Source organism: Thermomonas sp. (genome assembly GCF_029945965.1).
Lineage (GTDB): Bacteria > Pseudomonadota > Gammaproteobacteria > Xanthomonadales > Xanthomonadaceae > Thermomonas.
Genome location: NZ_JAQSDO010000019.1, coordinates 35,880 through 62,106, shown reverse-complemented (window position 1 = coordinate 62,106; position 26,227 = coordinate 35,880). Strand labels below are relative to the sequence as shown.

Below are 26,227 nucleotides of genomic sequence, written 5' to 3'. Positions count from 1 at the left end.
ATGGCGCGACAGTGTTGCGCCGACGGCACTGACGAATGCGTATTGCGCGGGTTATCGTCGCGCCTTGTCCCGAAGGCTCGCGCGCATGTTCAAGTGGTGGTTCGGCATCAAGTTCTGGAAGCGCGTGGTCGCCGGCTTCGTGCTGGGCGCATTGGCCGGTTGGGCATTCGGGCCGGATGCCGAAAAATGGTTCGGGCCGCTGGGCGATGTCTACGTCAACCTGATAATGATGATCGCGGTGCCGTTGGTGTTCTTCGCGGTGATCAATGCGGTGGCCGCGCTGGCCGGGCAGAAATCCATCGCCGCGTTGGCGGGTCGCACCTTCGCCTGGTTCGCACTGACTGCAGTGCTGGCGGTGGGCGTGGGGCTAGTGGCTGGTTATGTGTTCAAGCCAGGCCTCGGCGTGGGCACGCTGCAGGTCGCCTCCGATTACCAGCCCAAGGACGTGCCGGGCGTGCTGGACATGCTGTTCCACATCGTGCCGCCCAATCCGTTCGCGGCGCTGTCTGGCGCGGCGACTGGCAAGAATGCCGATGGCATGAAGGTGCTGGTACCGAACAACGGCACCGTGCTGCAGGTGCTGTTTTTTGCCGGTCTGGTCGGGTTCGCGCTGGTCAAGCTCGGCGAGAAGACCGCAGGCCTGCGCAAGCTGGCCGGCGAGGCCAGCGAGGCGATGATCCAGGTGACGCGCTTCGTGTTGGAATTCACCCCGATCGGCACCTTCGGCCTGATCGCAGCGCTGGTCGGCGGCTATGGTTTCGAACAGCTCAAGCCGCTGTTTCAGTTCGTGCTGGCGATGTATGCGGCGTGCGCCTTCCACATCCTGGTGGTCTATAGCGGCTTGCTGCTCGCGCATGGCTTGAATCCGCTGAAATTTTTCCGCGGCGCGTTCCCGGGCATGCAGGTCGGGTTTGTGGCGTCCTCGAGTTTCGCAGCGATGCCCGTCGGGTTGCGTTGCGCCATCCACAACCTGGGGGTGAACAAGGATTACGCCGGGTTCGCGGTGCCACTGGGTGCGTCGATCAAGATGGATGGCTGCGGCGCGATTTACCCGGCGCTGGCTGCCGTGTTCATCGCGCAGTACACCGGCATCGAATTGTCGGTGACCCAGTACGTGATCATCGCGTTGGCCTCGGTGCTGGGCAGCTTCGGCACCGCAGGGGTGCCGGGTACCGCGGTGATCATGGCGACCGTGGTGCTCAGCGCCGCCGGCCTGCCGCTGCACGTGATCGGGTATCTGTATGCGATCGATCGCGTGCTGGACATGATGCGGACCATGACCAACGTGACCGGGCAGATCCTGGTGCCGGTGCTGGTGGCCAGGGAAACCGGGATGCTGGATCAGCAGATTTACGATGCGGCATCCACCAATGTCGGCATGGAAGCGGGCGACGCCGCTTGATCAGGTCGCGCTGCATGTCGCGCAACTGGCAAGCCGCATTCCACCATCCACCATCCACATGGGAGTCACTGCATGAGCGGGCATCAACGTGAACTGACGATGCGTTTCCTGGCCGAACCGTCCGACGTCAACTACGGCGGCAAGGTGCACGGCGGGATCGTGATGAAGTGGATCGACCAGGCCGGTTATGCCGCTGCCGTCGGCTGGAGTGGGCGCTACAGCGTGACCGTGGCGGTGGGCGGGATCCGCTTCGTCGCGCCGATCAGGATCAGTGACCTGGTGACCATCCAGACGACCCTGGTCTATACCGGCACCAGCTCGATGCATTTCGCGGTGGACGTACGTGCGCGCAATCCGATGTCGGACGACGCAGGCCGCCTGTGCACGCATTGCGTGATCGTGTACGTAGCTCTGGACGATGCCGGCAAGCCGGTGCAGGTGCCGAGCTGGGTACCGATCAGCGAAGAGGACACCCGCTTGTCCGAATACGCGACCAAGGTGATGGCATTGAGCAAAGACATCGAGAAAACCGTGGCGCGATATCGCGCGACCGACGCGCACGCGTCTTGATTCCGCAAACCTCATAAACGAAAACGCCGCCTGTTGGCGGCGTCATGCGCATCAGTATCCGGTTTCAGCTGCCGGTCGCGATCCGGCGTGCTTCCATGTACTTCTGGCTCCAGTAACCGTCGCTGAGCGTGGAGACGGTGACGTCGCGGCCGGTACGTGGCGCGTGCAGGAACTTGCCATCGCCGATGTAGATGCCGACATGGTCCACGCGGCCACGGCGGCCGAAGAACACCAGGTCGCCCTCGGTCAATGCATTGCGGTCGGTGATCGGCGTACCTTCATTGGCCATCGCGCGCGACACGCGCGGCAGGTCGATGCCGATCGTGCGGAACACGTAACCCACCAAGCCGCTGCAGTCGAAACCGTTGTCCGGGCTGGTGCCACCCCAGCGATACGGGGTGCCAAGCAGGGCGAAGGCGCGCTGCAGCACGGTCTTGATCCGCGCGGAGGTGGTAGGCGCGTCCTGTGCTTGCTGCAGGGCGGCCAGCTGGGCGACCAGCGGCGCGTTGTCTGGGCTGGCCAGGCTGACTGGAGCGGCCACTTTGAGCGTATCGGTCGACACTGGCGCAGCAGGTGCCTTGGCTGGCGCCTTGGCTGCAGCCTGGATGGCCGCCGCCTGGATGGCAGGAGCTTCGGTGGAAACAGGTTGCACTGCCGGGTTCATCGCCATGGCCGGAAGCGATCCGGCCGCGAGAACTACGGAGAGGAAAAGGCGATAACCCCGACGCGCGGGGCGGACGGTGGAATGATCGTGGGGCAGGTTTGCTGTCGTCACGCGGTCATCACAAAAACGGATCAGTGGCGACTATGCCTGTGCAAAGGATGTGAAGGGTTCAAATTTCGTTATCCCCACGTGAATGAATACGCGGAGCGGTCATATAACTTGAGCGATCCCCAATTCATATTTGTGATTGTTCAGGCTCACACAAGTATTTGAATCAATTCAACAACCGTCGGGCGCCGCTGTAATGGTTCCGCCACCAGCTGCCATCGAGCCGATCCAGGCGCACCGTGCCGCCGGAATTGGGCGCATGCACGAAGCGACCTTCGCCGACATAGATGCCGACGTGACTGACCTGGCCGCCATCGCCGAAGAACACCAGATCGCCGCTAGCCAGCTGCGCAGTTGGAATCCGCGGACCCTGGATCGCCGCCAGTTCGCGTGAGGTGCGCGGCAGGCGCAGGTCGAGCATGTCGCGGTAGACGTAGTTGACCAGCCCACTGCAGTCGAAGCCGCTTTCCGGGGTGTTTCCGCCCCAGTGATACGGCGTGCCGACCAGGCTGATCGCGCGCATCAGCACGGCGTTGGCGCGCACTGGATCGGCCGGCACAACCTGCGGCCATGCGCGGTTTCCGGCCATCAACGGTGGGATCTCGCGGACGTTGCTGCCACCGCCGCAACCGGCCAACAGCAGCGCAGTAGATAGCGCCAGCGCGGCATAGCACCGATAATGCGGGCTCGGCCGCTGCATGCAGGTGGCTGGTTCCATATATCGCGCAGTGTTGCCGCATCGCATCGCATCGGCAAGCGCCAACCCACATCAAGCGTCTCAGATAGTCAAAGGATTCCCATGAAGATTGAGAAAGACCGCGTCGTCCGTTTCCACTATGCCGTTGCCGAATCCGGCGCCGAATCGGTGGAGAGTTCAAAGGAGGGTGGCAAGCCGCTGGCGATCCTGTTCGGCCGCGGCCAGGTCATCCCCGGGCTGGAAAAGGCGATGGACGGCCGTGAGGCCGGCGACAGCTTCAAGGCCAACGTGCCGGCGCTCGAAGCCTATGGCGAGAAGCGCGAGGGCCTGACCCAGCGCATCCCGAAGAAGCATTTCGGAGACCAGAAGCTCGAAACCGGCATGCAGGTGGTGCTGCAGACCAACTTTGGTCCGCGCGCGGTGACCATCGAGAAAATCGGGATGAGCGTGGTCGATGTCGACCTCAATCACCCGATGGCCGGCAAGGACCTGGACTTCGACATCGAGATCGTCGAAGTGCGCGAAGCCAGTGCGGAGGAACTCGAGCATGGCCATGTGCACGGCGATGGTGGCTACGCGCATTGATTCAATGCTGCGCATGAATCAATCCCAAAGCATGAGCACCGAATTCAAGCCGATCGCGGCCAGCGATCGCATCCAGGCGCTGGATGTCATCCGCGGGTTCGCGCTGCTCGGCATCTTCATGATGAACGTGGAGTTCTTCAATCGACCATTGGGGGAGATTGACCTTGGCTTGCCGACGGGCGGCGCTGGTATCGACCATTGGGCCGGCTGGTTCGTGTACGTGTTCGTACGCGGCAAGTTCTGGACGATGTTCTCGTTACTCTTCGGGATGGGTTTCGCGGTCATGCTGGGACGTGCCGAGCAGGCCGGGCGCGCGTTCGTTGGCCCGTATGTGCGCCGCACGCTGGCGCTGGCGGTGTTCGGCGCGCTGCATGCGATCTTCATCTGGGCGGGCGACATCCTCTTCAGTTATGCAATGGGCGCCGTGGTGTTGATGATCGTGTTCTACACCCGCCCGAAAGTATTGTTGCTGATCGCCGGCACGTGCCTGGGTGTGGCCGCGCTGTTTGCGGTGCTGTCGAAGGTCATGGCCGGATCACCGCCGTGGCAACCGTTCGCGATCATTGCGTTGCCGCTGCTGGTCCTGTGTGTGGTGGACGCTTCCCTGCGTCGCTGGCCGCTGAAAGGAATGCGCAACGCCGGCTTGGCTTTGTATCTGGTGCCTTTCCTGATGATGACGGTGGGCGGCTTCGAGCAGATGAAGCAACCACCCGAACCCGAGCGGGATCGGATTGCCCAAGTTGCAGCGGATACCCCTGCCAAACAGGAAGCACTCACCAAGCAATTGAAGGAACGGGCCGAGAAGCGGCAGGAGCACGTCGCCGCTGTCGTCGAGGATGAGCGGGTGATGCGAGGTGGTACTTATGCCGAAGCGGTGAAGCTGCGTGCCCAGGATTTCGCAGGGCACATGGAAATGAATCTCGAGTTCTCGATCATCGTGCTGGGCATGTTCCTGCTGGGCGCATGGTTCATCCGATCAGGAGTGATGGCACATCCGGAACAGCACCTGCCGCTGTTTCGCAAACTAGCCTGGATTGGCTTGCCACTTGGCCTCGGGCTCAGCCTGGTCAGTGCCGGCATCGTCACCACGCATGTGCGCGGCGTCAATGACAGTGTGTTCCAGATAGCGCTGGGACTGATGATGCTGGGCAACCTGCCAGCTTGCCTGGGCTATGTGGGCGCACTGGTCCTGCTTTGGCATGGACGCGCCCGCGCGCTGCTCGCGCCACTGGCGCCGACCGGGCGCATGGCGCTGACCAATTACCTCAGTCAGTCAGTGATCGGCACACTGTTCTTTTATGGGTACGGGCTTGGCCATTGGGGCCTGGGCCGGGCATGGCAACTGGTGTTCGTCATGGTGGTTTTCGCACTGCAGATCGCCTTCAGCCACTGGTGGCTGGCGCGGTTCCGTTACGGGCCGATGGAGTGGCTGTGGCGTTGGGCCACCTATGGCAAGCGCCCGGCAATGCGACTGGCGACATCCTGACCGACTTTGCCCGAGCGGTTTCGTATCATGGATGCTGCTGGCGCCTTGCCAGCACTGCATGAGCGGATACCTGGATGGAGCGATCGAACAAGGACGCGGTGGACCAGATCGGCAAGGACGACAACGACGTCCTGGTGATTGGCGCCGGAGTGAGTGGGCTGGCCACTGCGCTTGCGTTGTTGCAGGCGGGGCGGCAGGTGACGGTGATCGATGCCGGCCGCATCGGTGGCGGCGCATCGCATGGTAATTGCGGGACCATCACGCCCAGCCATGCGCCACCGCTGGCGGCGCCCGGGATGATCGGCACCGCCATGCGCTGGATGCTGACTCCGGATGCCCCTCTGTACGTCCATCCAGGCTTCGACCCGACACTGTGGCGCTGGCTGTTGGGATTCGCTGCGCGCTGCAACCAGCGCGATTGGCTGGCCAGTGCGCATGCGAAATACGCGCTTCTGGCGGATTCGCGGGTACGGCTTGCGAATTGGGTACGCGACTTCGGCATTGAATGCGAATTCGTTGAAAGCGGCGAGGACTATGTGTTCCGCGATCCCCGGCGATTGGAGAAGGAACAGCACGATTTGCCATTGCTGCTTGAACTGGGCATCCCGTTCACGATTCTCGATGGTCCTGCCTACGAGGCGCACGAGCCTGCACTGAAGCCGGGCGTGGTCGGTGCGATCCGCTTCACGGGCGATGCATCCTTGCGGCCCGACCGCTATGTCGCTGAACTGGCGCGGCTGGTGCGCAAGCATGGCGGCAGGATCGTCGAAGACACGGCATTGCAATCGCTGCAGCCGGATGGCGATCGGGTTACTGCGGTGACTGCGGTCGGGACATTGCGTGCGCGCGATGTGGTGATCGCCACTGGTGCGTGGTCGCCACGGTTGGCCGATGTCATTGGCCTGCCTTGGCTGCGCAAGGCGATCCAGCCAGGCAAGGGCTACTCAATCACCTATTCGCGACCTGCGCTTGTGCCGAAAACCCCGTTGATGCTGCGCGACAGGTCCGTCTGCGTCACGACGTGGGGCGACGGTTTCCGGCTTGGCAGCACGATGGAGTTCTCCGGCTATGACACCCGCCTCAACGAGCGCAGGCTTGGCGCGCTCGAACGCGGCGCGCGCGAATTCCTGCATGAGCCGGTTGGCCCACAGGTGCGCGAGCGCTGGTATGGCTGGCGGCCGATGAGTCGCGATGACATCCCGCTGATCGGACGCGCACCCGGCCACCGACACCTGTGGCTGGCAACCGGCCACGGCATGATGGGTGTCGGCATGAGCACGGGCACCGGGCAACTGCTGGCCGACCTGATCCAGGGCCGCGAACCGTCGGTGAATCCGACATCATTCGATCCGGCGCGTTTTTCGTGAGGTATCTGACATGAGCGATGTTTTCACCCTGCATCGCGGCAGTGCGCCTTTGTTGGTCAGCCTGCCGCACGACGGCAGCCAGATCCCGAACGGACTTGCTGCGCGGATGACTCCATCGGCGCGGCGCGCACCGGATACTGACTGGCACGTGGCGCGGCTGTACCACTTCGCGCGCGAACTGGGCGCGTCGATCCTGGTGCCGCGCTGGTCGCGCTACGTGATCGACCTCAACCGCGGCCAGGATGACACCAGCCTGTATCCGGGACAGAACACGACGGGCCTTTGTCCGATCGTGCAGTTCAGCGGTGAGCCGGTGTATCTGCCGAATCAGCAGCCCGATGTGGCTGAAGTGTCCATGCGCATCGAGCGCTACTGGCGGCCATATCACGACGCATTGCGCAGCGAGTTGGCGCGACTGCACGCTGCGCATGGCCGCGTTGCCCTGTGGGAAGGGCATTCGATCAAGGGCAGCGAACTGCCGTTCCTGTTCGAAGGACGGCTTCCCGACCTCAACCTGGGCACCGCCAATGGCGCGAGCTGCTCAGCTGCATTGCAGGTAAAACTTGAAGGCGTGTTGGCCGCGCAATCGCAAAATGACTGGGTGGCGAACGGCCGCTTCAAGGGTGGGCATATCACCCGCCACTATGGCGAACCCATCAACGGCATCGACGCCGTGCAACTGGAAACCAGCCAGCGTTGCTACATGGACGAGGCGACGTTCGAATTCGATAGTGGGAAAGCATCTGCATTGCAGCCGTTGCTGCAGGCATTGCTGCGTGCGACGCTGGAATGAGAAAGGGCGGCCGAAGCGGCCCTTCTGGTGATTGCATCGGTGTGACTTACTTCGCGTCGGGTCCGATGTATTTGTTGAGGAAGGCTTCCATCCTCTTGTACAGCTCGGTCACGTTTTCGGGCTTCACGAAACCATGGCCCTCGCCAGCCGCCACGTAGGTTTCCGCCGGGTGACCCGAGGCATTGAGGGACGCAGCCATCGCCTTGTACTGATTGAAGTCGGCGGTCTTGTCATCCGCTCCATGCACGAGCATGACCGGTACATGCAGGTCTTTCACCCGCTCGACCGGGGAGATATTCGCCAGCGCATCCATGTCGGTGCCCAAGGTGCGGTCGAAGAAGCGTGTGTCGCGCTTTGCCTGACCCAAGTTCTTGTCGGTTTTCCGCATCAGGGGCAGGTCGTAAACGCCCACGTACCCGATCGCGCACTTGTACATGCCGGGATTCAGGATGGGCTGGATCAGAGCCGTGTAGCCACCGAAGCTGGCCCCGAAGCTGCAGATGCGTTGCGGATCCGCGAGTTTCTGTTCGATCGCCCAACGCACGCCATCGGTGATGTCGTTCTGCAAGATCGTGCCCCAGCCCTTGAAGCCGGAGCGCGCGAACGCCTCGCCACGGCCGTCGGAGCCCCGGTAGTTAACCTGCAGGACGGAGTAGCCACGACTGGCGAGGAACTGCACCTGGTTGTCGAAGCCCCAAGTGTCGTGCACGTAATAGGGTCCGCCGTGAGCCATGACGATCATGGGCTTCGGGCCGGTGCCTTTGGCGGTATAGAACCCGAACAGTTTCTGCCCGTCGCGGTTGGTGAACTCGATCGGGCGGGTAGGCGCCATTGCATCCGCTTTCAGCCAAGGCTTGGCAGTGATGATGTTCTGGGCTTTTTTGGTCTTGCGGTCATAGACGTAGTAGCTACCAACGTCGCGGTCGGACCAGACGCTGAACAGCACCTTGTTGCCGTCCCGGCTGAAGCTGTTGAACGAAAGCATTTCGCCCGGGAAGGACTTCATCAGCCCCGCGTGCAACTGCGCCCACTCTGAACTGGGGTCGATGTACTGAAGTTCAGGTTTGGCAGCGTCGTAAGTCACCGCGAATGGAATGCCGCCAAAGCCTGCGTACATAAAGCCGTTGACTTCAATGTCGGGGTTGCCAGCCAGTTTGGTGCGAGTGCCCGCCTTCAGGTCGATGCGATAGGCTTGGGCAGGCTCAAGCGCGTCCGTGACGAGGGCATAAGCGGTGTTGTTGTCGTTCGCGAATCGCGTGCTGTTGATCGTGCGACCCGCGATGGACTTCGGCAGCGGCGTCCAGTCACTTCCCTTCTCGCGGCGATAGTAGAGAACCGGTTCGTCGTTTTCGTCCAGTGTAGTGCGTAGGCGCGCTTCCCCCGTCTGATCGAACTGGAAGCCGGCGAGGCTATTCGAGCGTTCGACTTCCTTGCGCACCCCAGTATGCGTGTCGACCTTGAAAATGACCGTGTCGGGCTCTTCGCCGCAATCCCAGCAGGTGAAGTCGACCAACGCCATGCCCGGTTCGTTGTTCAGGACCTTGGTGATAACCGAAATACCGTGGTCCTTGCGCTTGCCGCGCTTGGTTTCCATATCGGGGACGAAGCCGAACAATACGTCCTGATTCTTGGCCTTCACGTCGGTCGTATAGAGCTCACCTTGCGAAATCGGCCTGGCCTTGAACGGCACAAGCTCGGCACGCGAGACGACCAGCTGGTCGTCGGCGGTCCAGACGATATCGGAGACGTGTTGCTGTTTTCCGAACCGCATGACCTGCGACTTGCCCGTGTCCAGATCGACGACTTCCAGCCGGGTCTCTTTGCCATCCGGTGTCGGGACCGCGAGTGCGACCTGGGTCCCCGACGGCGACAAGGAAACCTCCCAGGCTTCCGGCCGTTTCGCAAAATCTTCAGCGGGGACGGTTTGCGCCTGAGCGTACGAGGCGAACAGCAAAGCGGCAATTGCCGCTACTTGGGTCAGTTTCACTTGATGGTTTCCTTCCACTCGGTTGAGATTCGTTTCCGATCAGCATCCGTGCTGGTCAAGAGAATACCGTTGGATCAGGGGTGATGCACTGCATTCCTGATTCAGTTCTATGAAGACTCAGACTTCCAGCGTTGCCAAATCGCCCTTCAGCTCAAGCCAGGCCTTCCTGTCGCCGGCGCGCTTCTTGGCCAGCAGCATGTCCATCAGTGCGTGGGTCCCGGCGTCGTCGTCCACGGTCAGCTGGACCAGGCGGCGAGTGTCGATGTGCATGGTCGATTCGCGCAATTGCTGCGGATTCATCTCGCCCAGGCCCTTGAAGCGGGTGACATTCACTGCGCCCTTGGCGCCCTTGCGCGAGCTCGCCTCGCGCGCGATTTTCTCCAGCAACAAGCGCTTTTCCTCTTCGTCCAGCGCATAGAACACTTGCTTGCCCACGTCGACCCGGAACAGCGGCGGCATCGCCACGAATACATGACCGGACGCGACCAGTGTCGGGAAGTGCTTCAAGAACAGCGCCGTCAGCAGGGTGGCGATATGCAAGCCGTCGGAATCGGCATCGGCCAGGATAATCACCTTGCCGTAGCGCAGCCCGTCGATCGCGTCCTTGCCCGGATCACAGCCGATAGCCACCGCCAGGTCGTGCACTTCGTTGGAGGCCAGAACCTGGCCAGAGGCCACTTCCCAGGTGTTCAGAATCTTGCCGCGCAAGGGCAGGATCGCCTGGAAGTCCTTGTCGCGGGCCTGCCGCGCGCTACCGCCGGCGGAGTCGCCTTCGACCAGAAAAAGTTCGGTGCGCGAGAGATCTTGCGAGATGCAGTCGGCCAGCTTGCCGGGAAGGGCCGGGCCTTGGGTCACTTTCTTGCGGACGATCTGCTTTTCGGTCTTCAGGCGCGCGCTGGCGCGATCGATCGCTAGTTGCGCGATCCGTTCACCGAATTCGGTGTGCTGGTTCAGCCACAGGCTGAACGCATCGTGCGCGGCGCCTTCGACGAAACCCGCGGCTTGTCGTGAACTCAACCGCTCCTTGGTCTGGCCGCTGAACTGCGGGTCGGTCATCTTCACCGACAACACGAACGCAACGCGGTCCCACACGTCTTCCGGCGCCAGCTTCACGCCGCGGGGTAGCAGGTTGCGGAAGTCGCAGAACTCTCGCAGGGCGTCGGTGAAGCCAGTACGCAAGCCGTTCACATGGGTGCCGTGCTGGGAGGTCGGGATCAGGTTGACGTAGCTTTCCTGGATTAGCTCGCCTTCCACGACCCAGGCCACCGCCCAGTCGACGATCTCGGTGTCTTTCTTCAGCGAACCGACGAACAATTCCGGCGGCAGCAATTCGTGATCCGTGAGTTCGCCGCGCAGATAGTCCTTCAGTCCGTCTTCGTAATGCCATTCGCAGCGCTCGCCGCTGACAACGTCCAGCAGGCCGACGGTCAGCCCGGGGCAGAGCACCGCCTTGGCCCGCAGCAGGTGCTTGAGCGCGCGCAGGTTGAATTTCGGCGTATCGAAATACTTCGGGTCAGGCCAGAACCGCAAGCGGGTGCCGGTGTTCTTCTTGCCGACGCTACCGATCACTTCGAGTTTCGAAACCCGGCCGCCATCCTTGAACGACATCTTGTATTCGTTGCCGTCGCGCTTGATGAACACGTCGACATGATTCGACAACGCATTGACCACGCTCACGCCCACGCCATGCAGGCCGCCGCTGAAGGTGTAGTTCTTGTTGCTGAACTTGCCGCCGGCATGCAGCCGGGTGAGGATCAGCTCGATGCCGGGAATTTTCTCTTCCGGATGGATGTCCACCGGCATGCCGCGGCCGTCGTCGCTGACTTCGCAACTGCCGTCCTCATGCATGATGACTTCGATGCCGCGCGCGTGGCCTGCCAGCGCCTCGTCCACCGCGTTGTCGATGACTTCCTGCGCCAGGTGATTGGGCCGGGTGGTGTCGGTATACATGCCCGGGCGGCGCTTGACCGGGTCCAGCCCGGACAGGACTTCGATATCTTCGGCGTTGTAGCGGCTGCTCATTGGGCGCACATCTAGGGGACGCGGCAGGATTACTGCCGGGGCGGTCCGGGTCAAGCAGGGAAATCCGAAGGTCTGTGCGAAGTTTGGCGGATTCCTGTTGTCGATCAATGGCTTCCATTGCCGACGCGCTGGCCAAAGCGTGCAGGCGATGCCGCTTGCCCTTAGAATGTGGCTTTCCAGCGACGCCCTGCCGCCATGACTTCCCCCGCATCCCAGACTCCGCTCGTCTTCGTCACCGGGGGCGTGGTGTCCTCGCTCGGCAAAGGCATTGCCGCTGCTTCGTTGGCTGCGATTCTTGAAGCCCGTGGCCTGCGCGTCACGATGATGAAGCTGGATCCCTACCTCAACGTCGATCCTGGCACGATGAGCCCGTTCCAGCACGGTGAGGTATTCGTCACCGACGACGGCGCCGAGACCGACCTTGACCTTGGCCACTATGAGCGCTTCGTCAACACCCGCCTGTCCGGCCTGAACTCGATCAGCACCGGAAAGATCTACGAGGCGGTGATCCGTAATGAACGCCGCGGAGACTACCTCGGCGGCACGGTGCAGGTGATCCCGCACGTGACCGACGAGATCAAGCGTTGCATCGATGCGGCGACTCAGGGTTACGACGTGGCATTGGTGGAAATCGGCGGCACTGTCGGCGACATCGAATCGCTGCCATTCCTCGAAGCCATCCGTCAGTTACGCGCCGAACGCGGCCCGACGATGGCGATGTACATGCATCTGACCCTGGTCCCGTATATCGCGGCGGCCGGCGAACTGAAGACCAAGCCGACCCAGCACTCGGTCAAGGAGCTGCGCTCGATCGGCATCCAGCCCGACGTGCTGCTGTGCCGCAGCGAGCAGCCGTTGCCAGAGAGCGAGCGCCGCAAGATCGCGCTGTTCACCAACGTGCCCGAGCGCGCGGTGATTTCGGCGCTGGACATGGACAACATCTACAAGATCCCGATGTGGTTGCACGCGCAAAAACTCGACCAGATCGTGGTCGAGCAGTTGCACCTTGAATCCAAGGCGCACCCTAACGCCGACCTGTCCGAATGGCAGGCGGTGGTGGATGCGTCCGAACATCCGATCGACGAAGTCACCATTGGCATCGTCGGCAAGTACGTGGACCACAAGGACGCCTATAAATCGGTGGGCGAGGCGCTCAAGCATGGCGGCGTGCGCCAGCGCACCAAGGTCAACCTGAAGTGGCTGGAATCCGAAGACATCGAGCGCGATGGCGCGGCCACGGCGCTGGCGGGCCTGGATGGCGTGCTGGTACCAGGCGGATTCGGTGATCGCGGCTTCGAAGGCAAGGTGCTGACCTCGCAGTACGCGCGCGAGCACGCGTTGCCGTATTTCGGCATCTGCTACGGCATGCAGGCGGCGGTGGTCGACGTGGCCCGTAATATTGCCGGCCTGAGCGGTGCCAACAGCACCGAGAACGATCGCGAGACCGCGCATCCGGTGATCGGCTTGATCACCGAATGGCGCACGCAGGCAGGTGACGTCGAGCGTCGCAACGAGGACAGCGATCTCGGCGGCACCATGCGCCTTGGCCTGCAGGAGCAGCGGCTCAAGCCGGGTACGCTGGCCCACCGCATGTACGGCAAGGACGTAGTCGGCGAGCGCCACCGCCACCGCTATGAATTCAACAATCGCTACCGCACCCAGCTGGAAGACGCGGGCCTGGTGTTCTCGGCCAAGTCGATGGACGACACCCTGGTCGAGATGGTCGAGTGGCCGAATCACCCGTGGTTCCTGGGTTGCCAGGCGCATCCGGAATTCCTGTCGACGCCGCGTGTCGGGCATCCGCTGTTCGTCGGCTTCATCCGCGCCGCGCGCGAGCACAAGGCCAATCAAGGCGTGTCTGGCGGACGGTTGCTCAAGGAGGCATCGGCATGAACTTGTGCGGATTCGAAGTCGGGCTTGACCAGCCCCTGTTCCTGATTGCCGGACCTTGCGTGATCGAGTCAGAACAGTTGCAGCTGGATGTCGCCGGCCAGCTGAAGGAAATCACTTCGGCACTGGGCATCAACTTCATTTTCAAATCCAGCTTCGACAAGGCCAACCGCACCTCGCTGGGCAGCTTCCGCGGCCCAGGCATGGAAGAGGGCCTGCGCGTGCTGGCCGAGGTCAAGCGCCAGCTGGGCGTGCCAGTGCTGACAGATGTGCACGAATACACGCCGATGGATGAAGTGGCCTCGGTGGTCGATGTGCTGCAGACACCGGCGTTCCTGGTGCGCCAGACCGATTTCATCACCAAGGTGTGCGCCGCAGGGAAACCCGTCAATATCAAGAAAGGCCAGTTCCTGTCGCCGTGGGACATGAAGCCCGTGGTGGAGAAGGCCAAGTCCACTGGCAACAACAACATCATGGTCTGTGAGCGCGGCGCCAGCTTCGGCTACAACAATCTTGTCTCCGACATGCGCAGCCTCGCGGTGATGCGCGATACCGGTTGCCCGGTGGTGTTCGATGCCACCCATTCGGTGCAGTTGCCAGGCGGGCAAGGTGGCACCAGCGGTGGCCAGCGCGAGTTCGTGCCGGTGCTGGCGCGCGCGGCAGTTGCGGTGGGCATCTCCGGCCTGTTCATGGAAACCCATCCCGACCCGAACAAGGCACTCTCCGATGGCCCGAACGCGTGGCCGCTCGACAAGATGCGCGCATTGCTGGAAACCTTGCTGGAACTCGATGCCGCGACCAAGCGCAATGGTTTCCTCGAAGCTAGTCTCTGAACATCCACACGAAGGCCACACGAAGACCACATGACCAAGATCAGCCACGTCCACGCACGCGAAATCCTCGACAGCCGCGGCAACCCCACGCTTGAAGCGGAGATCACCCTGGCCGATGGCAGCTTCGGTCGCGCGATGGTGCCCTCGGGCGCATCGACCGGCAGCAAGGAAGCCGTGGAGCTGCGCGATGGCGACAAGACCCGCTACGGCGGCAAGGGCGTGCTCAAGGCGGTGTCGAATGTCAACGGCCCGATCGCCAACATGCTGCACGGCTTCGATGCGCATGATCAGGTCGAACTGGATCGACGCCTGATCGACCTGGACGGCACCGAGAACAAGGCGCGCCTCGGCGCGAATGCACTGCTGGCGGTGTCGCTGGCCTATGCGTATGCCTTGGCGGCGTCGAAGAAAATGCCGCTGTGGCAGCATCTGGCCAATGGCGCAGCGGTCAGCCTGCCGGTGCCGATGATGAATATCATCAATGGCGGCGCGCATGCCGACAACAACGTCGACTTGCAGGAATTCATGGTGCTGCCGGTCGGTTTCGATTCGTTCTCCGAAGCGCTGCGTGCGGGAACCGAGATTTTCCATTCGCTCAAATCCGTGCTGAAGGGCCATGGCCTGAGTACAGCAGTAGGCGACGAGGGTGGATTCGCGCCCGATCTGCGCAGCAATGTCGAAGCGCTGGACACGATTCTGGAAGCGATCGGCAAGGCCGGCTACAAGGCTGGCGAGGACATCCTGCTGGGCCTGGACGTGGCCGCCAGCGAGTTCTTCGAGAACGGCAAGTACAACCTGACCGGCGAAGGCAAGCGCCTGACCAGCGAGCAGTTCGTCGACTTCCTCGCCAACTGGGCGTCCGAATACCCGATCATCAGTATTGAAGATGGCATGGATGAAGGCGATGGCGATGGCTGGAAGCTGCTCACCGACCGGCTCGGCAGCAAGATCCAGCTGGTCGGTGATGACAACTTCGTGACCAACCCCAAGATCTTCAAGCAAGGCATCGAGCGCGGCATCGCCAACGCGATCCTGGTCAAGGTCAACCAGATCGGCACCCTGACTGAAACGCTGGAAACGATCGCGATGGCCGACGCGGCCCACTATGCTGCCGTGGTGTCGCATCGGTCCGGCGAAACCGAGGACACCACGATTGCCGACATCGCCGTTGCGACCACCGCGACCCAGATCAAGACCGGTTCTTTGTGCCGCTCCGATCGCGTGGCCAAGTACAACCGGTTGCTGCGCATCGAGGAGATGCTGGGCACCGACGCGCGTTACGCCGGACGCGATGCGTTCGTGTCGTTGGCACGCTGACGCAAGCCAACCAAAGTGAAGGCGACCGCCCTGCTGGTGTTGTTGCTCGCCGCATTGCTGGCGTGGCTGCAGTACACCATGTGGTTCGGCACCGGCGGCAGTCATGAGGTCGATGCCCTGCGCGCGCAGGTCGAACACCAGCGCACCGAGAACCTGCAGTTGCAGCAACGCAACGAGGCGTTGGTGGCCGAGGTCGGCGACCTGAAATCCGGTGGCGCCGCGGTCGAGGAGCGTGCGCGTAGCGAGCTGGGCATGGTCAAGCCTGGCGAGACGTTCTATCGAGTGGTCGATGGGAGTCCACAGTCATCCGCGCCGGTTGCACCGGTAGCGCCACCTGCACCGGAAACCGGGCGATGAGTTGGGCGCTGGTGCCTGCCGCCGGTAGCGGGTGTCGCTTCGGTGCCGATATTCCCAAGCAATACCTGCACGCGGCTGGCAAGGCGCTGATTGAACATGCGCTGGATGCATTGCTGTCGCACGAGACGATTGAAGGCGTCGTGGTGGCGCTGTCAGCGGACGACTCGCATTGGCCGGGCTGGACAAGCCTGCATGGCAAGCCGGTACTGACCTGTATTGGGGGCAGCGAACGCGCCGACTCGGTGCTCGCGGCATTGCACGCATTGCCCGCTGGTGTTGCCGCCGACTGCATCGTGCTGGTGCACGACGCCGCGCGTCCTAACCTGCGTGCAGACGACATTTTGCGATTGCACGAGGCCGCGATGGCCCATTCTGATGGCGCGATCCTCGCCGCGCCAGTGCGTGACACGCTCAAGCGATCCGATGCCAATGCAAGCATCGCCATGACCGAACCGCGCGACGGCATCTGGCGTGCGCTGACGCCACAGGCCTTCCGTCGCGACCTGTTGCTGCGTGCGCTGGAAGCTGCACGCGCCGATGGCGTGGCGGTGACTGACGACGCGCAGGCGGTCGAACGCCTCGGCCTGCATCCGCGTCTGGTCGAAGGCCGCGAAGACAATCTCAAAGTCACCACGCCGGCGGACCTGGCACTGGCCGAATTCCTGCTGGAGCGCCGCATATGAATGTCCGCATTGGCCATGGTTTTGACGTACATGCCTTCGGTGAAGGCGACCACGTCATGCTCGGTGGCCTGCGCGTGCCGCACACGCGTGGCGTGCTGGCGCACAGCGATGGCGACGTGGTGCTGCATGCGCTCTGCGATGCCATCCTCGGCGCATTGGCGCTAGGTGATATCGGTCGGCATTTCCCGCCGTCCGATCCGCAGTGGAAAGATGCAGACAGCCGTGCGTTCCTGCGTCATTGCGATGCGTTGATCCGCGAGCGCGGTTGGCAGGTCGGCAATGCGGACATCACCGTCATCTGCGAGCAGCCCAAGGTTGGGCCACATGCACAGGCCATGCGCGAGGCGATTGCCACCGACCTCGGCATCGCGCTGGATGCGGTCAGCATCAAGGCGACCACTACCGAGACCCTGGGTTTCACCGGCCGTGGCGAAGGTATCGCCGCGCAGGTGGTGTGCCTGCTGGTGTGCAGTGGCTGAAGAATTGGCCCACGCCCACGGCGCGCCGGTGCTGCGCGCGCGAATGCGCAGCACACCGGAAGATTTTCGAGTTGATGAACTCGATGCGTTCGAAGCCAGCGGTAGCGGCGAACACCTGCTGCTGACCATCCAGAAGCGCGGCATGAACACCGCGTTTGCGGTGAAGTGCATCGCGCAATGGGCAGGCGTCGCCGAATCGGCGATTGGCCAGGCCGGGATGAAGGATCGGCACGCAGTGACCGTGCAGCGCTTCAGCGTATGGCTGCCGAAAAAAGTCGCGCCCGATATCGCTGCCTTGCAGTCGGATGAGCTGCGCGTGCTCGGCCATGCCTGGCATTCACGCAAGTTGCCACGCGGTGCATTGGCCGGCAATCGGTTCCGACTGGTATTGCGTGGTGTGGATGGCGGGCGCGATGTTGCCGATGCGCGCCTGCAGCAGATCGCAATGCAAGGCGTACCCAATTATTTCGGTGAACAGCGCTTTGGCCGTGGTGGTGGCAACGTGGCCAAGGCAGTGGCGATGTTCGCCGGCCACAGGGTCAGGCGCGAAGAACGCTCGATGCTGCTGTCGGCGGCGCGTTCGGAACTGTTCAACCGTGTGCTGGATGCGCGTGTTGCCGAGGGAACCTGGAGTGCCGCGCTGGAGGGCGAAGTCTGGATGCTGGACGGCAGCCGCAGCGTGTTCGGCCCGGAACCGATGACGGCTGACCTGCAAGCACGGCTGGATGCGTTCGACATCCATCCCAGTGGGCCATTGTGGGGCGAAGGCGAGTTGCGCAGCACGGGCGATGCAATGGCCTGCGAGTTGCGAGCGCTGGAAGGCGATACCGCGATGCGGCTGCGTACTGGCCTGGAGCAAGCCGGACTGAAGCAGGAGCGGCGCGCGCTACGCCTGCGGCCTGATGCGCTGGAATGGGAATGGTTGAGTGACGACGCGCTGGTGCTCACGTTCGCCTTGCCGCCCGGTTGCTACGCGACCACGGTGCTAAGGGAATTGGGTGAGATTGTCGACGCCGCGAACGCAGGCGCAGGATCAGCGTCGCTCGAGTAGCACCAGCACCGCACCTGCCCCACCTTGCGCAGCCGGTGGCGAATGGAAGGCGATCACGTCGGCACGATGGCGCAGCACGCGGTCAACCAGGTTTTTCAGCACCGGCAGGCGTTCTTCGGAATTGCGCCCCTTGCCGTGCACGATACGCACGCAACCAAGACCGTGGGTGCGGCAGTCGCGCAGGAACTCGCGCAGCAAGGTTTCGGCGGTGCGCGCCGGCAGGCCGTGCAGGTCGAGTTCCTCCTGCGCCGCATATTCGCCTCGCGCCAGCCGCTTGAGCAGCATCGGCGAGACTTCTTCGCGTCGGTAGGACAGCACGTCGCCGGATTCCAGTGCAGCAATGACGACGTGGCGGAATTCTTCGCGGGCGGCGTCCTCGTCGAGGCGGGCCATTTTCGCCGACGGCTTCGGCTTGGGCAGGGCCGGTGGTGGCGATGCGGGCGGAAGTTCGCGCACTTTGCCGCGATTGGCGCCGATCGCTTCGCGGAACAGGCTGGCGTCGTCGGAATCGTTGCAATACTCGGGTTCGGGCGGGGCCTTGTGCATCCAGTCAGGGTAGCGCAGCCCGAAGCCGGCACCGGCATCCGTTATCATGGCCGCATGCAGAAAGTTTCGAAGCCGTAAGCCGCGATGCGGGTCCTTGTCAGCAACGACGACGGCGTCGACGCCCCCGGAATCCGTGCACTGGCTGCAGGCCTGCGCGAAGCCGGCCATGAAGTCCTGGTGGTCGCGCCGGACCGCGACCGTAGCGGTGCCAGCAATTCGCTCACGCTGGACGCCCCGATCCGGGTGGTCAAGCTGGATGAGCAGACCTGGAAGGTCTACGGCACGCCCACCGACTGCGTGCATGTGGCGATCACCGGCATGCTCGAACGCGAGCCAGATATCGTGGTATCCGGGATCAACAACACCGCCAACCTTGGCGATGACGTGATCTATTCGGGCACGGTGGCAGCAGCAATGGAAGGCCGCTTCCTGGGCTTGCCGGCGGTGGCGATGTCGCTGGTCACCGAAGGCCACAAGGGCAGGCATTACGAGACCGCGGCGCGCGCGGCGGTGGAGATCATTGCCCGGCTAAAGGCCGAACCGCTTCCCGCCGACACCATCCTCAATGTCAACGTTCCAGACCTGCCTTGGCATGAGATCAAAGGCTTCCAGACCAGCCGGTTGGGCAATCGCCACCGCGCCGAGCCGTGCACGCCGCAACAGGATCCACGCGGCCGCCACTGGTGGTGGATCGGCGCGGCGGGTCCCGAACATGACGCGGGTCCGGGCACTGATTTCCAGGCCGTGCGCGATGGCCATATCGCAATTACCCCGATCCATGTCGACCTGACCCGCTTTCAGGCGCTGGAACAGGTCGCGAGCTGGGTCGATGGGCTGGCTTCAACGCTGGTGCCAACCCAAGCGGAGCAGGCATCGTGATCTCGCGTTTGCGCCTGCAGGCGGCCGACGTCGGCATGGGCATGACCAGCCAGCGCGTCCGCGACCGGTTGATCGAACGCCTGCGCAGCAACGGCATTGATGACGAGCGCGTGCTCAATGTGATCCGCACCGTACCGCGCCACCAGTTCGTGGACGAAGCCTTCGCGATGCGTGCCTATGAGGACACTGCGTTGCCGATCGGCAACGGCCAGACCATTTCGCAGCCGTGGGTGGTGGCGCGGATGACCGCGGCCTTGCTTGAAACCGGCATGCCGAAGCGCGTGCTTGAGATCGGCACTGGCTCCGGCTACCAGGCCGCGATCCTGGCGGCGCTGGGGATTGAAGTGTTCACCGTGGAGCGCATCGGCGACCTGTTGCGCACGGCCCGCAAGCGCTTCCGCGCGCTGGGTTTGCATGTGCGCAGCAAGCATGACGATGGCCGCATCGGCTGGGCCGACGAAGGACCGTTCGACGGCATCATCGTTACCGCCGCGGCGCCGGCCCTGGTCGACGCCTTGAGCGCGCAGCTGGCATCAGGCGGCACCTTGGTGGCGCCGGTCGGGAGTGCGTCGGAACAGTCCTTGCTGTGCCTGCACAAAGACGCGGATGGCCACATTGAACAACGCGACCTGGCACCGGTGGTGTTCGTGCCATTGCTGTCAGGGTTGGTGGATGCATGAAGCTGTTCGGGCCGCTGTATCTGCGCGCACTGGTGTGGTCGCGGCATCCGAAGGCGCCGGCGTTGCTGGCCGGGCTCAGTTTTGCGGAGGCGATTATTTTTCCGGTGATGCCGGAAGTGATGCTGGCGCCGATGTGCCTGTCGCAGCCGAAACGCGGCTTCTGGTTTGCCACATTAAGCTTGGCTGGTTCACTGGTGGGTGCGGTGGTGGGCTATCTGTTGGGCCACTACGCCTATGAACTGGTCAGGCCGCTGCTGGAAAGCCTGGGCTGGCTGGACAGTATTGATGCGCAGGTCGCGTCCTTGCGCGAGGTCCTTGCGCAATCGCCTTGGAAGGCGTTCTGGCTGCTGGTGATCGCCGGGTTCACGCCGATCCCGTTGAAGATCTTCACCTGGGCCTCGGGCATTGTCGGGGTGCCGATGCTTCCGTTCCTGACCAGCATGTTCGTGGGCCGGGGCAAGCGCGTGTTCCTGGTCGCGCTGGCCATCCGCTTCGGTGGCGAGCGCGCGGAAAAGGCACTGCATCGCTACATCGAACCGATCGGCTGGTCAGCGTTGGTTTTGCTGGGTGGACTGGTTGGTTGGTTGCTGTTGCGGGGACATGCGGCATGATGTCGGTCATGCGTTTGCAACAGACCACGCTTGCCTGGGCCTTCTCGTTGGCCATGTTCGCCCTGCTTGCCGGCTGCGGCCGTAGTCATGTGGTGCGCGAATCCGCGCGCGGCAACCGTATTCCGGCGGGCGAACATCCGATCAAGGTGTCCGAACCCAAATATGGCGCGAATGTGGTCGTCCAGCGTGGCCAGAACGTCTACAGGATTGCCACCGAGAACGGCCTGACCGCACTCGATCTGGCGATCTGGAACGACATCGGTTCGCCATACACGATCTACCCGGGCCAGCGCCTGCGCCTGTATCCGGGCAGCCAGTCCGGCGTTGCGGTGAAGCCGGGCACGCCTGCGCCACGGTCAACAACAAGCTCAGCCTCTTCACGCCCGGCCAGCAGCTCGGTGGTGGTGCCCAGCGCCAGTAATGTCGCTTGGCGTTGGCCGGCTGATGGCGCGGTGGTCGACACCTTTGCCAGCGGTGACCCGACCCGACAGGGCGTGGATATCGCCGGCAAGAGTGGGCAACCGGTACGCGCTGCCTCCGACGGCGTGGTGGTGTACTCCGGTTCGGGGCTGGTGGGCTACGGCGAGCTGGTCATCGTCAAGCACAACGACCAGTGGCTGTCGGCCTATGGGCATAACCGCGCGCGACTGGTGAACGAAGGTCAGATGGTGAAAGCCGGCCAGCAGATTGCGGAAATGGGCCGCAGCGGCGCCGCGCGCGACATGCTGCATTTCGAGATTCGCTACAACGGCAAGCCAGTCGATCCGCAACAGTATTTGCCGAAGCGCTGATCAGCCAGGAAACACGAACCCCGCCGCCACTCGCCGGCCTTCGCCGGCCAGCACGCTATAAGTGCGCGCGGCGGCTGCATTGGTCATCACTTCGATGCCGATCCCGCGCTGCAGGCTGGCCGCCATGACCGCTGCGGGCGGGAATTTCTGGATCGCGCCGGTGCCGATTACCAGCAGCTCGGGTTCCAATGCCAGCAAGGTATCCAGGTCGCTTGGCATCATCGAGGCGACGTCGCTGACTGGCCAATCCTCGACCAGCGAATTGGGCGCGACCACGAAACTGCTGCTCAGCCTACGGTCGTTGACCAGCGCCGAGGCGCCATCGGCGCCACGCAGGAAATACTGGTAATCGGGGCGTTCAAGGTTCAGTTGCATGATGGTGGTCCATCGTCATCCGGCGAGTGCCGGGATGACAGCGTCAGTCGATCAGCCCCGCGGCAGCACGATATGGCGCATGTCCGTCGAAGGCCGGTAGAACACCGCGACATGGCCGATGCGCTGGACCAGGGCAGCGCCGGTGCGCGTGGCGAGGTCAGCGATCATCGCATCGCGCAGCTCGCGGTCGTCGGCAACCACCTTGATCTTGATCAGTTCGTGATGTTCCAGTGCTGCGTCTACTTCGGCTGCCAGTGCATCGGTGATGCCCTTGCCGCCCACCTGCAGCATCGCTTTCAGATCGTGCGCCTGGCCGCGCAGGAAGCGGGCCTGGGTATTGGTGAGGGTGGTGGTCATACAGGTAGTCATGGGGCGCTGGGAGAAGCGCAGGGTATCATGGCGCCCCGTATCGCCCCGGCCTTCAATGCCCATGGCCACCCGCAGACATGCCTTCAAGAAGTAAGTCGAGCCAACGCTGGCTCAAGGAACACTTTTCCGATCCCTACGTGAAAAAGGCGCAGGCGGAAGGGTTGCGTTCGCGCGCCGTGTACAAGCTGGAGGAAGTGGTCGAACGCGACCGCCTGCTCAAGCCGGGCATGGTGGTGGTCGACCTTGGGGCCGCGCCCGGCAGCTGGTCGCAATGGGTGCGCCAGGAGCTGGACAAGATGGAGGCCGGCAAAGGGCAGGTTCGCGCCGGCCGGGTAATCGCCAGCGACATCCTGGAGATGCCGACCCTGGCCGGGGTCGAGTTCCTTCATGGCGACTTCAGGGACGATGAAGTCCTATCGAGGCTGCTGGAGACATTGCACGGGGAACCGGTCGACCTTGTCTTGTCCGACATGGCCCCCAATAAGAGCGGTATGGGTGCGGTGGATCAACCGCGCATGATGCACTTGGCCGAACTGGCCATGGACTTCGCGGATGGTCACCTTCGCATCGGCGGCACGTTCCTGATCAAGCTGTTCCAGGGCGTGGGCTTCGACGAATACGTGCGGGAGCTGCGGCGGCGTTATGCCAAGGTGGCGATCCGCAAGCCGGCAGCCTCGCGCAAGCGTTCGCCGGAGGTGTACGCGCTGGCGCAGGCCAAGCTGGCGCAGATCAAGGCTTAGATGTAGCGATGTGCTCTAAATCGGGTGGGCCTGTGCCCATCATCCTGGTGACGTAAAAGGACGACATGAACGATCTTGCGAAGAACTTGCTGCTGTGGGTGGTCGTCGCCGTCGTGCTGATGGTGGTGTTCCAGAGCTTCAGCCCGAAGCTGGCCCCAAGCCAGGAAATGATCTATTCGCAGTTCGTGCGGGATGTGGATAACGACCGCATCAAGAAGGTCGATATCGCCAGCAACGAGCGCACGATCACATTCGAGGCCAGCGATGGCAGCAAGGGCACCACCACTGCGCCGGCGCGCGACAAGGACCTGATCAACGACCTGATTTCGCACAAGGTCGAGATCAACCAGGCGCCGCCTGACTCCGGATTTTCGTTCTGGTCGCTGGTGCTGAACTTCCTGCCGGTGATCCTGATCATTGGCTTCTGGCTGTTCATGATGCGGCAGATGCAACAGGGCGGCGGCAAGGGCGCGATGAGCTTTGGCAAGTCCCGGGCCAAGCTACTCAACGAAGACCAGACCAAGATCACCTTCGCCGACGTGGCCGGTTGCGACGAGGCCAAGGATGAGGTCTCCGAGCTGGTTGAATTCCTGCGCGATCCGTCCAAGTTCCAGAAACTGGGCGGCAAGATCCCGCGCGGCGTGCTGATGGTCGGCCCGCCCGGTACCGGCAAGACCTTGCTTGCGAAAGCCATCGCCGGCGAAGCCAAGGTGCCGTTCTTCTCGATTTCCGGTTCCGATTTCGTCGAAATGTTTGTCGGCGTCGGCGCCAGTCGCGTGCGCGACATGTTCGAGCAGGCCAAGAAGCATGCACCCTGCATCATCTTCATCGACGAGATCGACGCGGTCGGTCGTCATCGTGGCGCTGGCCTCGGCGGCGGTCATGACGAGCGCGAGCAGACCCTCAACCAGTTGCTGGTGGAGATGGACGGCTTCGAAGGCGGCGAAGGCGTGATCGTGGTCGCCGCGACCAACCGCCCTGACGTGCTTGACCCCGCACTGCTGCGCCCGGGTCGTTTCGACCGCCAGGTCGTGGTCGGCCTGCCTGACGTGCGTGGCCGCGAGCAGATCCTCAAGGTACACATGCGCAAGGTGCCGTTGGCCGACGACGTGGTGCCGATGGTGATTGCACGCGGCACTCCCGGCTTCAGTGGCGCCGACCTTGCCAACCTGGTCAACGAGGCTGCGTTGTTCGCGGCCCGCGACAATGGCAAGGAAGTGCACATGGCGCACTTCGACAAGGCGCGCGACAAGATCATGATGGGCACCGAGAACCGCTCGATGGCGATGAGCGAGCAGGAAAAGACCCTGACTGCCTACCACGAGGCCGGGCATGCCATCGTCGGCCGACTGGTGCCGGAACACGACCCGGTCTACAAGGTGACGATTATCCCGCGCGGTCGTGCGCTGGGCGTGACCATGTACCTGCCGGAAGGCGACAAGTACAGCTACAACCGCACCGCGATCGAATCGCAGTTGTGCTCGCTGTATGGCGGCCGCGTTGCCGAGGAACTGATCTTCGGCGATGACAAAGTGACCACCGGCGCGTCCAACGACATCGAGCGCGCGACCAAGATGGCGCGCAACATGGTCACCAAGTGGGGCCTGTCCGAGTTGGGCCCAATCACCTTCGGCGAGGAAGACGACGAGGTATTCCTCGGCCGCTCGGTAACCCAGCACAAGAGCGTGTCGGACGATACCGCGCGCAGGATCGATGAAGTCGTGCGTTCGATCCTCGACAAGGCGTTCGATCGCACCACCGCGATCCTGACCGCCAACATCGACAAGCTGCACACGATGGCGAAGTTGCTGCTGGAATACGAAACCATCGACGTGCCGATGATCGACGCCGTGATGGAAGGCCGCGATTCGCCGCCGCCGATGGGCTGGAGCCCGGGCGGTCCGGCGCGCGAGGAAGCCAAGCCCATCATCATCGGTGGGCCTGCCGAGCAGACCTGAGTCACCAGTTGCCGAGCCACGATGAAAAGGCCAGAGTCCGCTCTGACCTTTTTCATTGGCATGACCGCATGTTCGACACATCCCCCCAACTCGACTGCGCCGGTCGCATCCTGAAGCTCGACCGCCCGCAGATCATGGGCATCGTGAATGTCACTCCGGATTCGTTTTCCGATGGCGGCGTGCATTTCGATGTTGATGCGGCGATCACGCATGGCCTTCGCCTCGCAGAAGAGGGCGCGGACATCCTCGACATCGGTGGTGAAAGCACGCGGCCTGGTGCTGAAGAGGTTCCGCTGGACGAGGAACTACGCCGCACGATTCCGGTGATCGAGCGGCTGGCGCGGGAAACCTCGCTGCCGATCAGCATCGATACTTCGAAACCCGAGGTCATGCGTGCAGCGGTCGCGGCGGGTGCCGGCATGATCAACGACGTCTATGCGCTGCGCCGCGACGGTGCGCCGGAGGCAGCGGCCGAGCTGCGTGTGCCGGTAGTGCTGATGCACATGCTGGGTGAGCCGCGTTCGATGCAGGACGCACCCGAGTACGACGATGTGGTCGCCGATGTGCATCGATTCCTGGCCGAACGGATTTTCGCTGCCGAGATGGCCGGCATCGACAAAAAAAGAATCCTGATTGACCCGGGTTTCGGATTCGGCAAGACCACCCAGCACAACCTGCAGTTGTTGGCCCAGTTGCAACGCTTCACCGAACTGGGCGTGCCGGTGCTGGCTGGCCTGTCGCGCAAACGCAGCATCCGCGAGTTGACTGGCCGCGACGACATGCAGGCACGCGTGCATGGCTCGGTGGCCGCGCACCTGATCGCCGCGCAACGTGGCGCGCTGTTGCTGCGCGTGCATGACGTGGCCGCGACAGTCGATGCGCTCAAGGTCTGGAACGCAGTTGCCGCAGTGCCGATGCCGCGCGTGGATGCAAAAACTGCGATCCGCTGGCCGGATGACGACTGACCGTGCTGATGGGTACCGGCGA

The 26,227-nt window shown here is 63.0% G+C and carries 27 protein-coding genes; 20 read left to right on the top strand and 7 right to left on the bottom strand.

Going from position 1 to position 26,227, the window contains the following annotated elements; all coding sequences use genetic code 11:
• The first annotated feature begins 85 nt into the window (after positions 1 to 85).
• A complete protein-coding gene (locus tag PSV05_RS12300; protein WP_300065647.1) occupies positions 86 to 1,402 on the top strand; it encodes a dicarboxylate/amino acid:cation symporter in 1,317 nt (438 codons plus the stop codon).
• A 72-nt stretch (positions 1,403 to 1,474) separates the two neighbouring features.
• Positions 1,475 to 1,972, top strand: coding sequence for an acyl-CoA thioesterase (locus PSV05_RS12295; RefSeq protein ID WP_300065645.1), 498 nt, complete (start codon positions 1,475 to 1,477; stop codon positions 1,970 to 1,972).
• Between the two features lie 64 nt (positions 1,973 to 2,036).
• Here PSV05_RS12295 and PSV05_RS12290 read toward each other — a convergent pair whose 3' ends face one another.
• Both PSV05_RS12290 and PSV05_RS12285 read right to left on the bottom strand, forming a co-directional pair.
• Positions 2,037 to 2,642, bottom strand: coding sequence for a C40 family peptidase (locus tag PSV05_RS12290; protein WP_300065643.1), 606 nt, complete (start codon positions 2,640 to 2,642; stop codon positions 2,037 to 2,039).
• 268 nt (positions 2,643 to 2,910) lie between these two features.
• Positions 2,911 to 3,444: a C40 family peptidase gene (locus PSV05_RS12285; RefSeq protein WP_345782258.1), complete on the bottom strand. Its 534-nt coding sequence runs from the start codon at positions 3,442 to 3,444 to the stop codon at positions 2,911 to 2,913.
• A 99-nt stretch (positions 3,445 to 3,543) separates the two neighbouring features.
• Between PSV05_RS12285 and PSV05_RS12280 the strand changes: the two genes are divergently transcribed.
• From PSV05_RS12280 to hutG, 4 genes are all read left to right on the top strand, one after another.
• Positions 3,544 to 4,026 (top strand): peptidylprolyl isomerase, encoded by a 483-nt coding sequence (locus PSV05_RS12280; RefSeq protein ID WP_300065641.1) that lies wholly within the window; start codon positions 3,544 to 3,546, stop codon positions 4,024 to 4,026.
• Positions 4,027 to 4,039: 13 nt separating this feature from the next.
• The gene (locus PSV05_RS12275; RefSeq protein ID WP_300065639.1) at positions 4,040 to 5,512 is read left to right on the top strand and encodes a DUF418 domain-containing protein; all 1,473 of its coding nucleotides are present in this window, start codon (positions 4,040 to 4,042) and stop codon (positions 5,510 to 5,512) included.
• 74 nt (positions 5,513 to 5,586) lie between these two features.
• Positions 5,587 to 6,879 carry an FAD-dependent oxidoreductase gene (locus tag PSV05_RS12270; protein WP_300065637.1) on the top strand — a complete coding sequence of 431 codons (1,293 nt, stop codon included), beginning with the start codon at positions 5,587 to 5,589 and terminating at the stop codon, positions 6,877 to 6,879.
• Between the two features lie 10 nt (positions 6,880 to 6,889).
• Complete coding sequence (gene hutG / locus PSV05_RS12265; RefSeq protein WP_300065635.1) at positions 6,890 to 7,672, top strand: N-formylglutamate deformylase; 783 nt, start codon at positions 6,890 to 6,892, stop codon at positions 7,670 to 7,672.
• Positions 7,673 to 7,718: 46 nt separating this feature from the next.
• Here the strand turns inward: hutG and PSV05_RS12260 are convergent, their stop codons facing one another.
• Positions 7,719 to 9,659 (bottom strand): prolyl oligopeptidase family serine peptidase, encoded by a 1,941-nt coding sequence (locus PSV05_RS12260; protein ID WP_300065633.1) that lies wholly within the window; start codon positions 9,657 to 9,659, stop codon positions 7,719 to 7,721.
• A 117-nt stretch (positions 9,660 to 9,776) separates the two neighbouring features.
• Positions 9,777 to 11,681, bottom strand: a complete 1,905-nt coding sequence (parE, locus tag PSV05_RS12255; RefSeq protein WP_300065631.1) for a DNA topoisomerase IV subunit B — start codon at positions 11,679 to 11,681, stop codon at positions 9,777 to 9,779.
• 195 nt (positions 11,682 to 11,876) lie between these two features.
• Here parE and PSV05_RS12250 point away from each other — a divergent pair, with 195 nt between their 5' ends.
• From PSV05_RS12250 to truD, 7 genes are read left to right on the top strand one after another with little or no spacing between them, the layout of a single operon-like run.
• The gene (locus PSV05_RS12250) at positions 11,877 to 13,574 is read left to right on the top strand and encodes a CTP synthase (protein WP_300065629.1); all 1,698 of its coding nucleotides are present in this window, start codon (positions 11,877 to 11,879) and stop codon (positions 13,572 to 13,574) included.
• Positions 13,571 to 14,404: a 3-deoxy-8-phosphooctulonate synthase gene (kdsA, locus tag PSV05_RS12245; RefSeq protein ID WP_300065627.1), complete on the top strand. Its 834-nt coding sequence runs from the start codon at positions 13,571 to 13,573 to the stop codon at positions 14,402 to 14,404. Before PSV05_RS12250 ends, kdsA begins: the two co-directional genes overlap by 4 nt.
• Positions 14,405 to 14,434: 30 nt before the next feature.
• On the top strand, positions 14,435 to 15,721 hold the full coding sequence (gene eno / locus PSV05_RS12240) for a phosphopyruvate hydratase (RefSeq protein ID WP_300065625.1): 1,287 nt from the start codon (positions 14,435 to 14,437) through the stop codon (positions 15,719 to 15,721).
• Positions 15,722 to 15,736: 15 nt separating this feature from the next.
• Positions 15,737 to 16,078: a cell division protein FtsB gene (ftsB, locus tag PSV05_RS12235; RefSeq protein ID WP_300065623.1), complete on the top strand. Its 342-nt coding sequence runs from the start codon at positions 15,737 to 15,739 to the stop codon at positions 16,076 to 16,078.
• Positions 16,075 to 16,761 carry a 2-C-methyl-D-erythritol 4-phosphate cytidylyltransferase gene (ispD, locus tag PSV05_RS12230; protein ID WP_300065621.1) on the top strand — a complete coding sequence of 229 codons (687 nt, stop codon included), beginning with the start codon at positions 16,075 to 16,077 and terminating at the stop codon, positions 16,759 to 16,761. The genes ftsB and ispD overlap by 4 nt, the downstream gene beginning before the upstream one ends.
• A complete protein-coding gene (ispF, locus tag PSV05_RS12225; RefSeq protein WP_300065619.1) occupies positions 16,758 to 17,240 on the top strand; it encodes a 2-C-methyl-D-erythritol 2,4-cyclodiphosphate synthase in 483 nt (160 codons plus the stop codon). The genes ispD and ispF overlap by 4 nt, the downstream gene beginning before the upstream one ends.
• Complete coding sequence (gene truD / locus PSV05_RS12220; RefSeq protein ID WP_300065617.1) at positions 17,233 to 18,291, top strand: tRNA pseudouridine(13) synthase TruD; 1,059 nt, start codon at positions 17,233 to 17,235, stop codon at positions 18,289 to 18,291. The genes ispF and truD overlap by 8 nt, the downstream gene beginning before the upstream one ends.
• On the opposite strand, the gene PSV05_RS12215 is transcribed toward truD, so the two are convergent.
• The gene (locus PSV05_RS12215; protein ID WP_300065732.1) at positions 18,274 to 18,837 is read right to left on the bottom strand and encodes a Smr/MutS family protein; all 564 of its coding nucleotides are present in this window, start codon (positions 18,835 to 18,837) and stop codon (positions 18,274 to 18,276) included. The genes truD and PSV05_RS12215 overlap by 18 nt on opposite strands.
• 84 nt (positions 18,838 to 18,921) lie before the next feature.
• Between PSV05_RS12215 and surE the strand changes: the two genes are divergently transcribed.
• From surE to PSV05_RS12195, 4 genes are read left to right on the top strand one after another with little or no spacing between them, the layout of a single operon-like run.
• Positions 18,922 to 19,716: a 5'/3'-nucleotidase SurE gene (gene surE, locus PSV05_RS12210; protein ID WP_300065615.1), complete on the top strand. Its 795-nt coding sequence runs from the start codon at positions 18,922 to 18,924 to the stop codon at positions 19,714 to 19,716.
• Positions 19,713 to 20,396 carry a protein-L-isoaspartate(D-aspartate) O-methyltransferase gene (locus PSV05_RS12205; protein WP_300065613.1) on the top strand — a complete coding sequence of 228 codons (684 nt, stop codon included), beginning with the start codon at positions 19,713 to 19,715 and terminating at the stop codon, positions 20,394 to 20,396. The genes surE and PSV05_RS12205 overlap by 4 nt, the downstream gene beginning before the upstream one ends.
• On the top strand, positions 20,393 to 21,007 hold the full coding sequence (locus PSV05_RS12200; RefSeq protein ID WP_300065611.1) for a YqaA family protein: 615 nt from the start codon (positions 20,393 to 20,395) through the stop codon (positions 21,005 to 21,007). The genes PSV05_RS12205 and PSV05_RS12200 overlap by 4 nt, the downstream gene beginning before the upstream one ends.
• An 8-nt stretch (positions 21,008 to 21,015) precedes the next feature.
• The gene (locus tag PSV05_RS12195) at positions 21,016 to 21,798 is read left to right on the top strand and encodes a peptidoglycan DD-metalloendopeptidase family protein (RefSeq protein ID WP_300065609.1); all 783 of its coding nucleotides are present in this window, start codon (positions 21,016 to 21,018) and stop codon (positions 21,796 to 21,798) included.
• Here PSV05_RS12195 and PSV05_RS12190 read toward each other — a convergent pair whose 3' ends face one another.
• Entirely contained in the window at positions 21,799 to 22,173 is a 375-nt protein-coding gene (locus PSV05_RS12190) for an Mth938-like domain-containing protein (RefSeq protein WP_300065607.1), read from the bottom strand.
• Positions 22,174 to 22,224: 51 nt separating this feature from the next.
• Positions 22,225 to 22,530 carry a ribosome assembly RNA-binding protein YhbY gene (gene yhbY / locus PSV05_RS12185; protein ID WP_300065605.1) on the bottom strand — a complete coding sequence of 102 codons (306 nt, stop codon included), beginning with the start codon at positions 22,528 to 22,530 and terminating at the stop codon, positions 22,225 to 22,227.
• An 89-nt stretch (positions 22,531 to 22,619) separates the two neighbouring features.
• On the opposite strand from yhbY, the gene PSV05_RS12180 reads away from it, so the two are divergent.
• The 3 genes from PSV05_RS12180 (at position 22,620) to folP (ending at position 26,205) form a co-directional block, all read left to right on the top strand.
• On the top strand, positions 22,620 to 23,282 hold the full coding sequence (locus PSV05_RS12180; protein ID WP_300065603.1) for an SAM-dependent methyltransferase: 663 nt from the start codon (positions 22,620 to 22,622) through the stop codon (positions 23,280 to 23,282).
• Positions 23,283 to 23,347: 65 nt separating this feature from the next.
• Positions 23,348 to 25,240, top strand: a complete 1,893-nt coding sequence (gene ftsH / locus PSV05_RS12175) for an ATP-dependent zinc metalloprotease FtsH (protein ID WP_300065601.1) — start codon at positions 23,348 to 23,350, stop codon at positions 25,238 to 25,240.
• A gap of 68 nt (positions 25,241 to 25,308) precedes the next feature.
• Positions 25,309 to 26,205: a dihydropteroate synthase gene (gene folP / locus PSV05_RS12170; RefSeq protein ID WP_300065599.1), complete on the top strand. Its 897-nt coding sequence runs from the start codon at positions 25,309 to 25,311 to the stop codon at positions 26,203 to 26,205.
• Positions 26,206 to 26,227 lie beyond the last annotated feature (22 nt).

Coding starts and splice junctions, on each gene's coding strand:
- PSV05_RS12300 (WP_300065647.1), top strand. CDS start 86: ATGTTCAAGTGGTGGTTCGGCATCAAGTTCTGGAAGCGCGTGGTCGCC.
- PSV05_RS12295 (WP_300065645.1), top strand. CDS start 1,475: ATGAGCGGGCATCAACGTGAACTGACGATGCGTTTCCTGGCCGAACCG.
- PSV05_RS12290 (WP_300065643.1), bottom strand. CDS start 2,642: ATGGCGATGAACCCGGCAGTGCAACCTGTTTCCACCGAAGCTCCTGCC.
- PSV05_RS12285 (WP_345782258.1), bottom strand. CDS start 3,444: ATGCAGCGGCCGAGCCCGCATTATCGGTGCTATGCCGCGCTGGCGCTA.
- PSV05_RS12280 (WP_300065641.1), top strand. CDS start 3,544: ATGAAGATTGAGAAAGACCGCGTCGTCCGTTTCCACTATGCCGTTGCC.
- PSV05_RS12275 (WP_300065639.1), top strand. CDS start 4,040: ATGAATCAATCCCAAAGCATGAGCACCGAATTCAAGCCGATCGCGGCC.
- PSV05_RS12270 (WP_300065637.1), top strand. CDS start 5,587: ATGGAGCGATCGAACAAGGACGCGGTGGACCAGATCGGCAAGGACGAC.
- hutG (WP_300065635.1), top strand. CDS start 6,890: ATGAGCGATGTTTTCACCCTGCATCGCGGCAGTGCGCCTTTGTTGGTC.
- parE (WP_300065631.1), bottom strand. CDS start 11,681: ATGAGCAGCCGCTACAACGCCGAAGATATCGAAGTCCTGTCCGGGCTG.
- PSV05_RS12250 (WP_300065629.1), top strand. CDS start 11,877: ATGACTTCCCCCGCATCCCAGACTCCGCTCGTCTTCGTCACCGGGGGC.
- kdsA (WP_300065627.1), top strand. CDS start 13,571: ATGAACTTGTGCGGATTCGAAGTCGGGCTTGACCAGCCCCTGTTCCTG.
- eno (WP_300065625.1), top strand. CDS start 14,435: ATGACCAAGATCAGCCACGTCCACGCACGCGAAATCCTCGACAGCCGC.
- ispD (WP_300065621.1), top strand. CDS start 16,075: ATGAGTTGGGCGCTGGTGCCTGCCGCCGGTAGCGGGTGTCGCTTCGGT.
- ispF (WP_300065619.1), top strand. CDS start 16,758: ATGAATGTCCGCATTGGCCATGGTTTTGACGTACATGCCTTCGGTGAA.
- PSV05_RS12215 (WP_300065732.1), bottom strand. CDS start 18,837: ATGCACAAGGCCCCGCCCGAACCCGAGTATTGCAACGATTCCGACGAC.
- surE (WP_300065615.1), top strand. CDS start 18,922: ATGCGGGTCCTTGTCAGCAACGACGACGGCGTCGACGCCCCCGGAATC.
- PSV05_RS12200 (WP_300065611.1), top strand. CDS start 20,393: ATGAAGCTGTTCGGGCCGCTGTATCTGCGCGCACTGGTGTGGTCGCGG.
- PSV05_RS12195 (WP_300065609.1), top strand. CDS start 21,016: ATGCGTTTGCAACAGACCACGCTTGCCTGGGCCTTCTCGTTGGCCATG.
- PSV05_RS12190 (WP_300065607.1), bottom strand. CDS start 22,173: ATGCAACTGAACCTTGAACGCCCCGATTACCAGTATTTCCTGCGTGGC.
- yhbY (WP_300065605.1), bottom strand. CDS start 22,530: ATGACCACCACCCTCACCAATACCCAGGCCCGCTTCCTGCGCGGCCAG.
- PSV05_RS12180 (WP_300065603.1), top strand. CDS start 22,620: ATGCCTTCAAGAAGTAAGTCGAGCCAACGCTGGCTCAAGGAACACTTT.
- ftsH (WP_300065601.1), top strand. CDS start 23,348: ATGAACGATCTTGCGAAGAACTTGCTGCTGTGGGTGGTCGTCGCCGTC.
- folP (WP_300065599.1), top strand. CDS start 25,309: ATGTTCGACACATCCCCCCAACTCGACTGCGCCGGTCGCATCCTGAAG.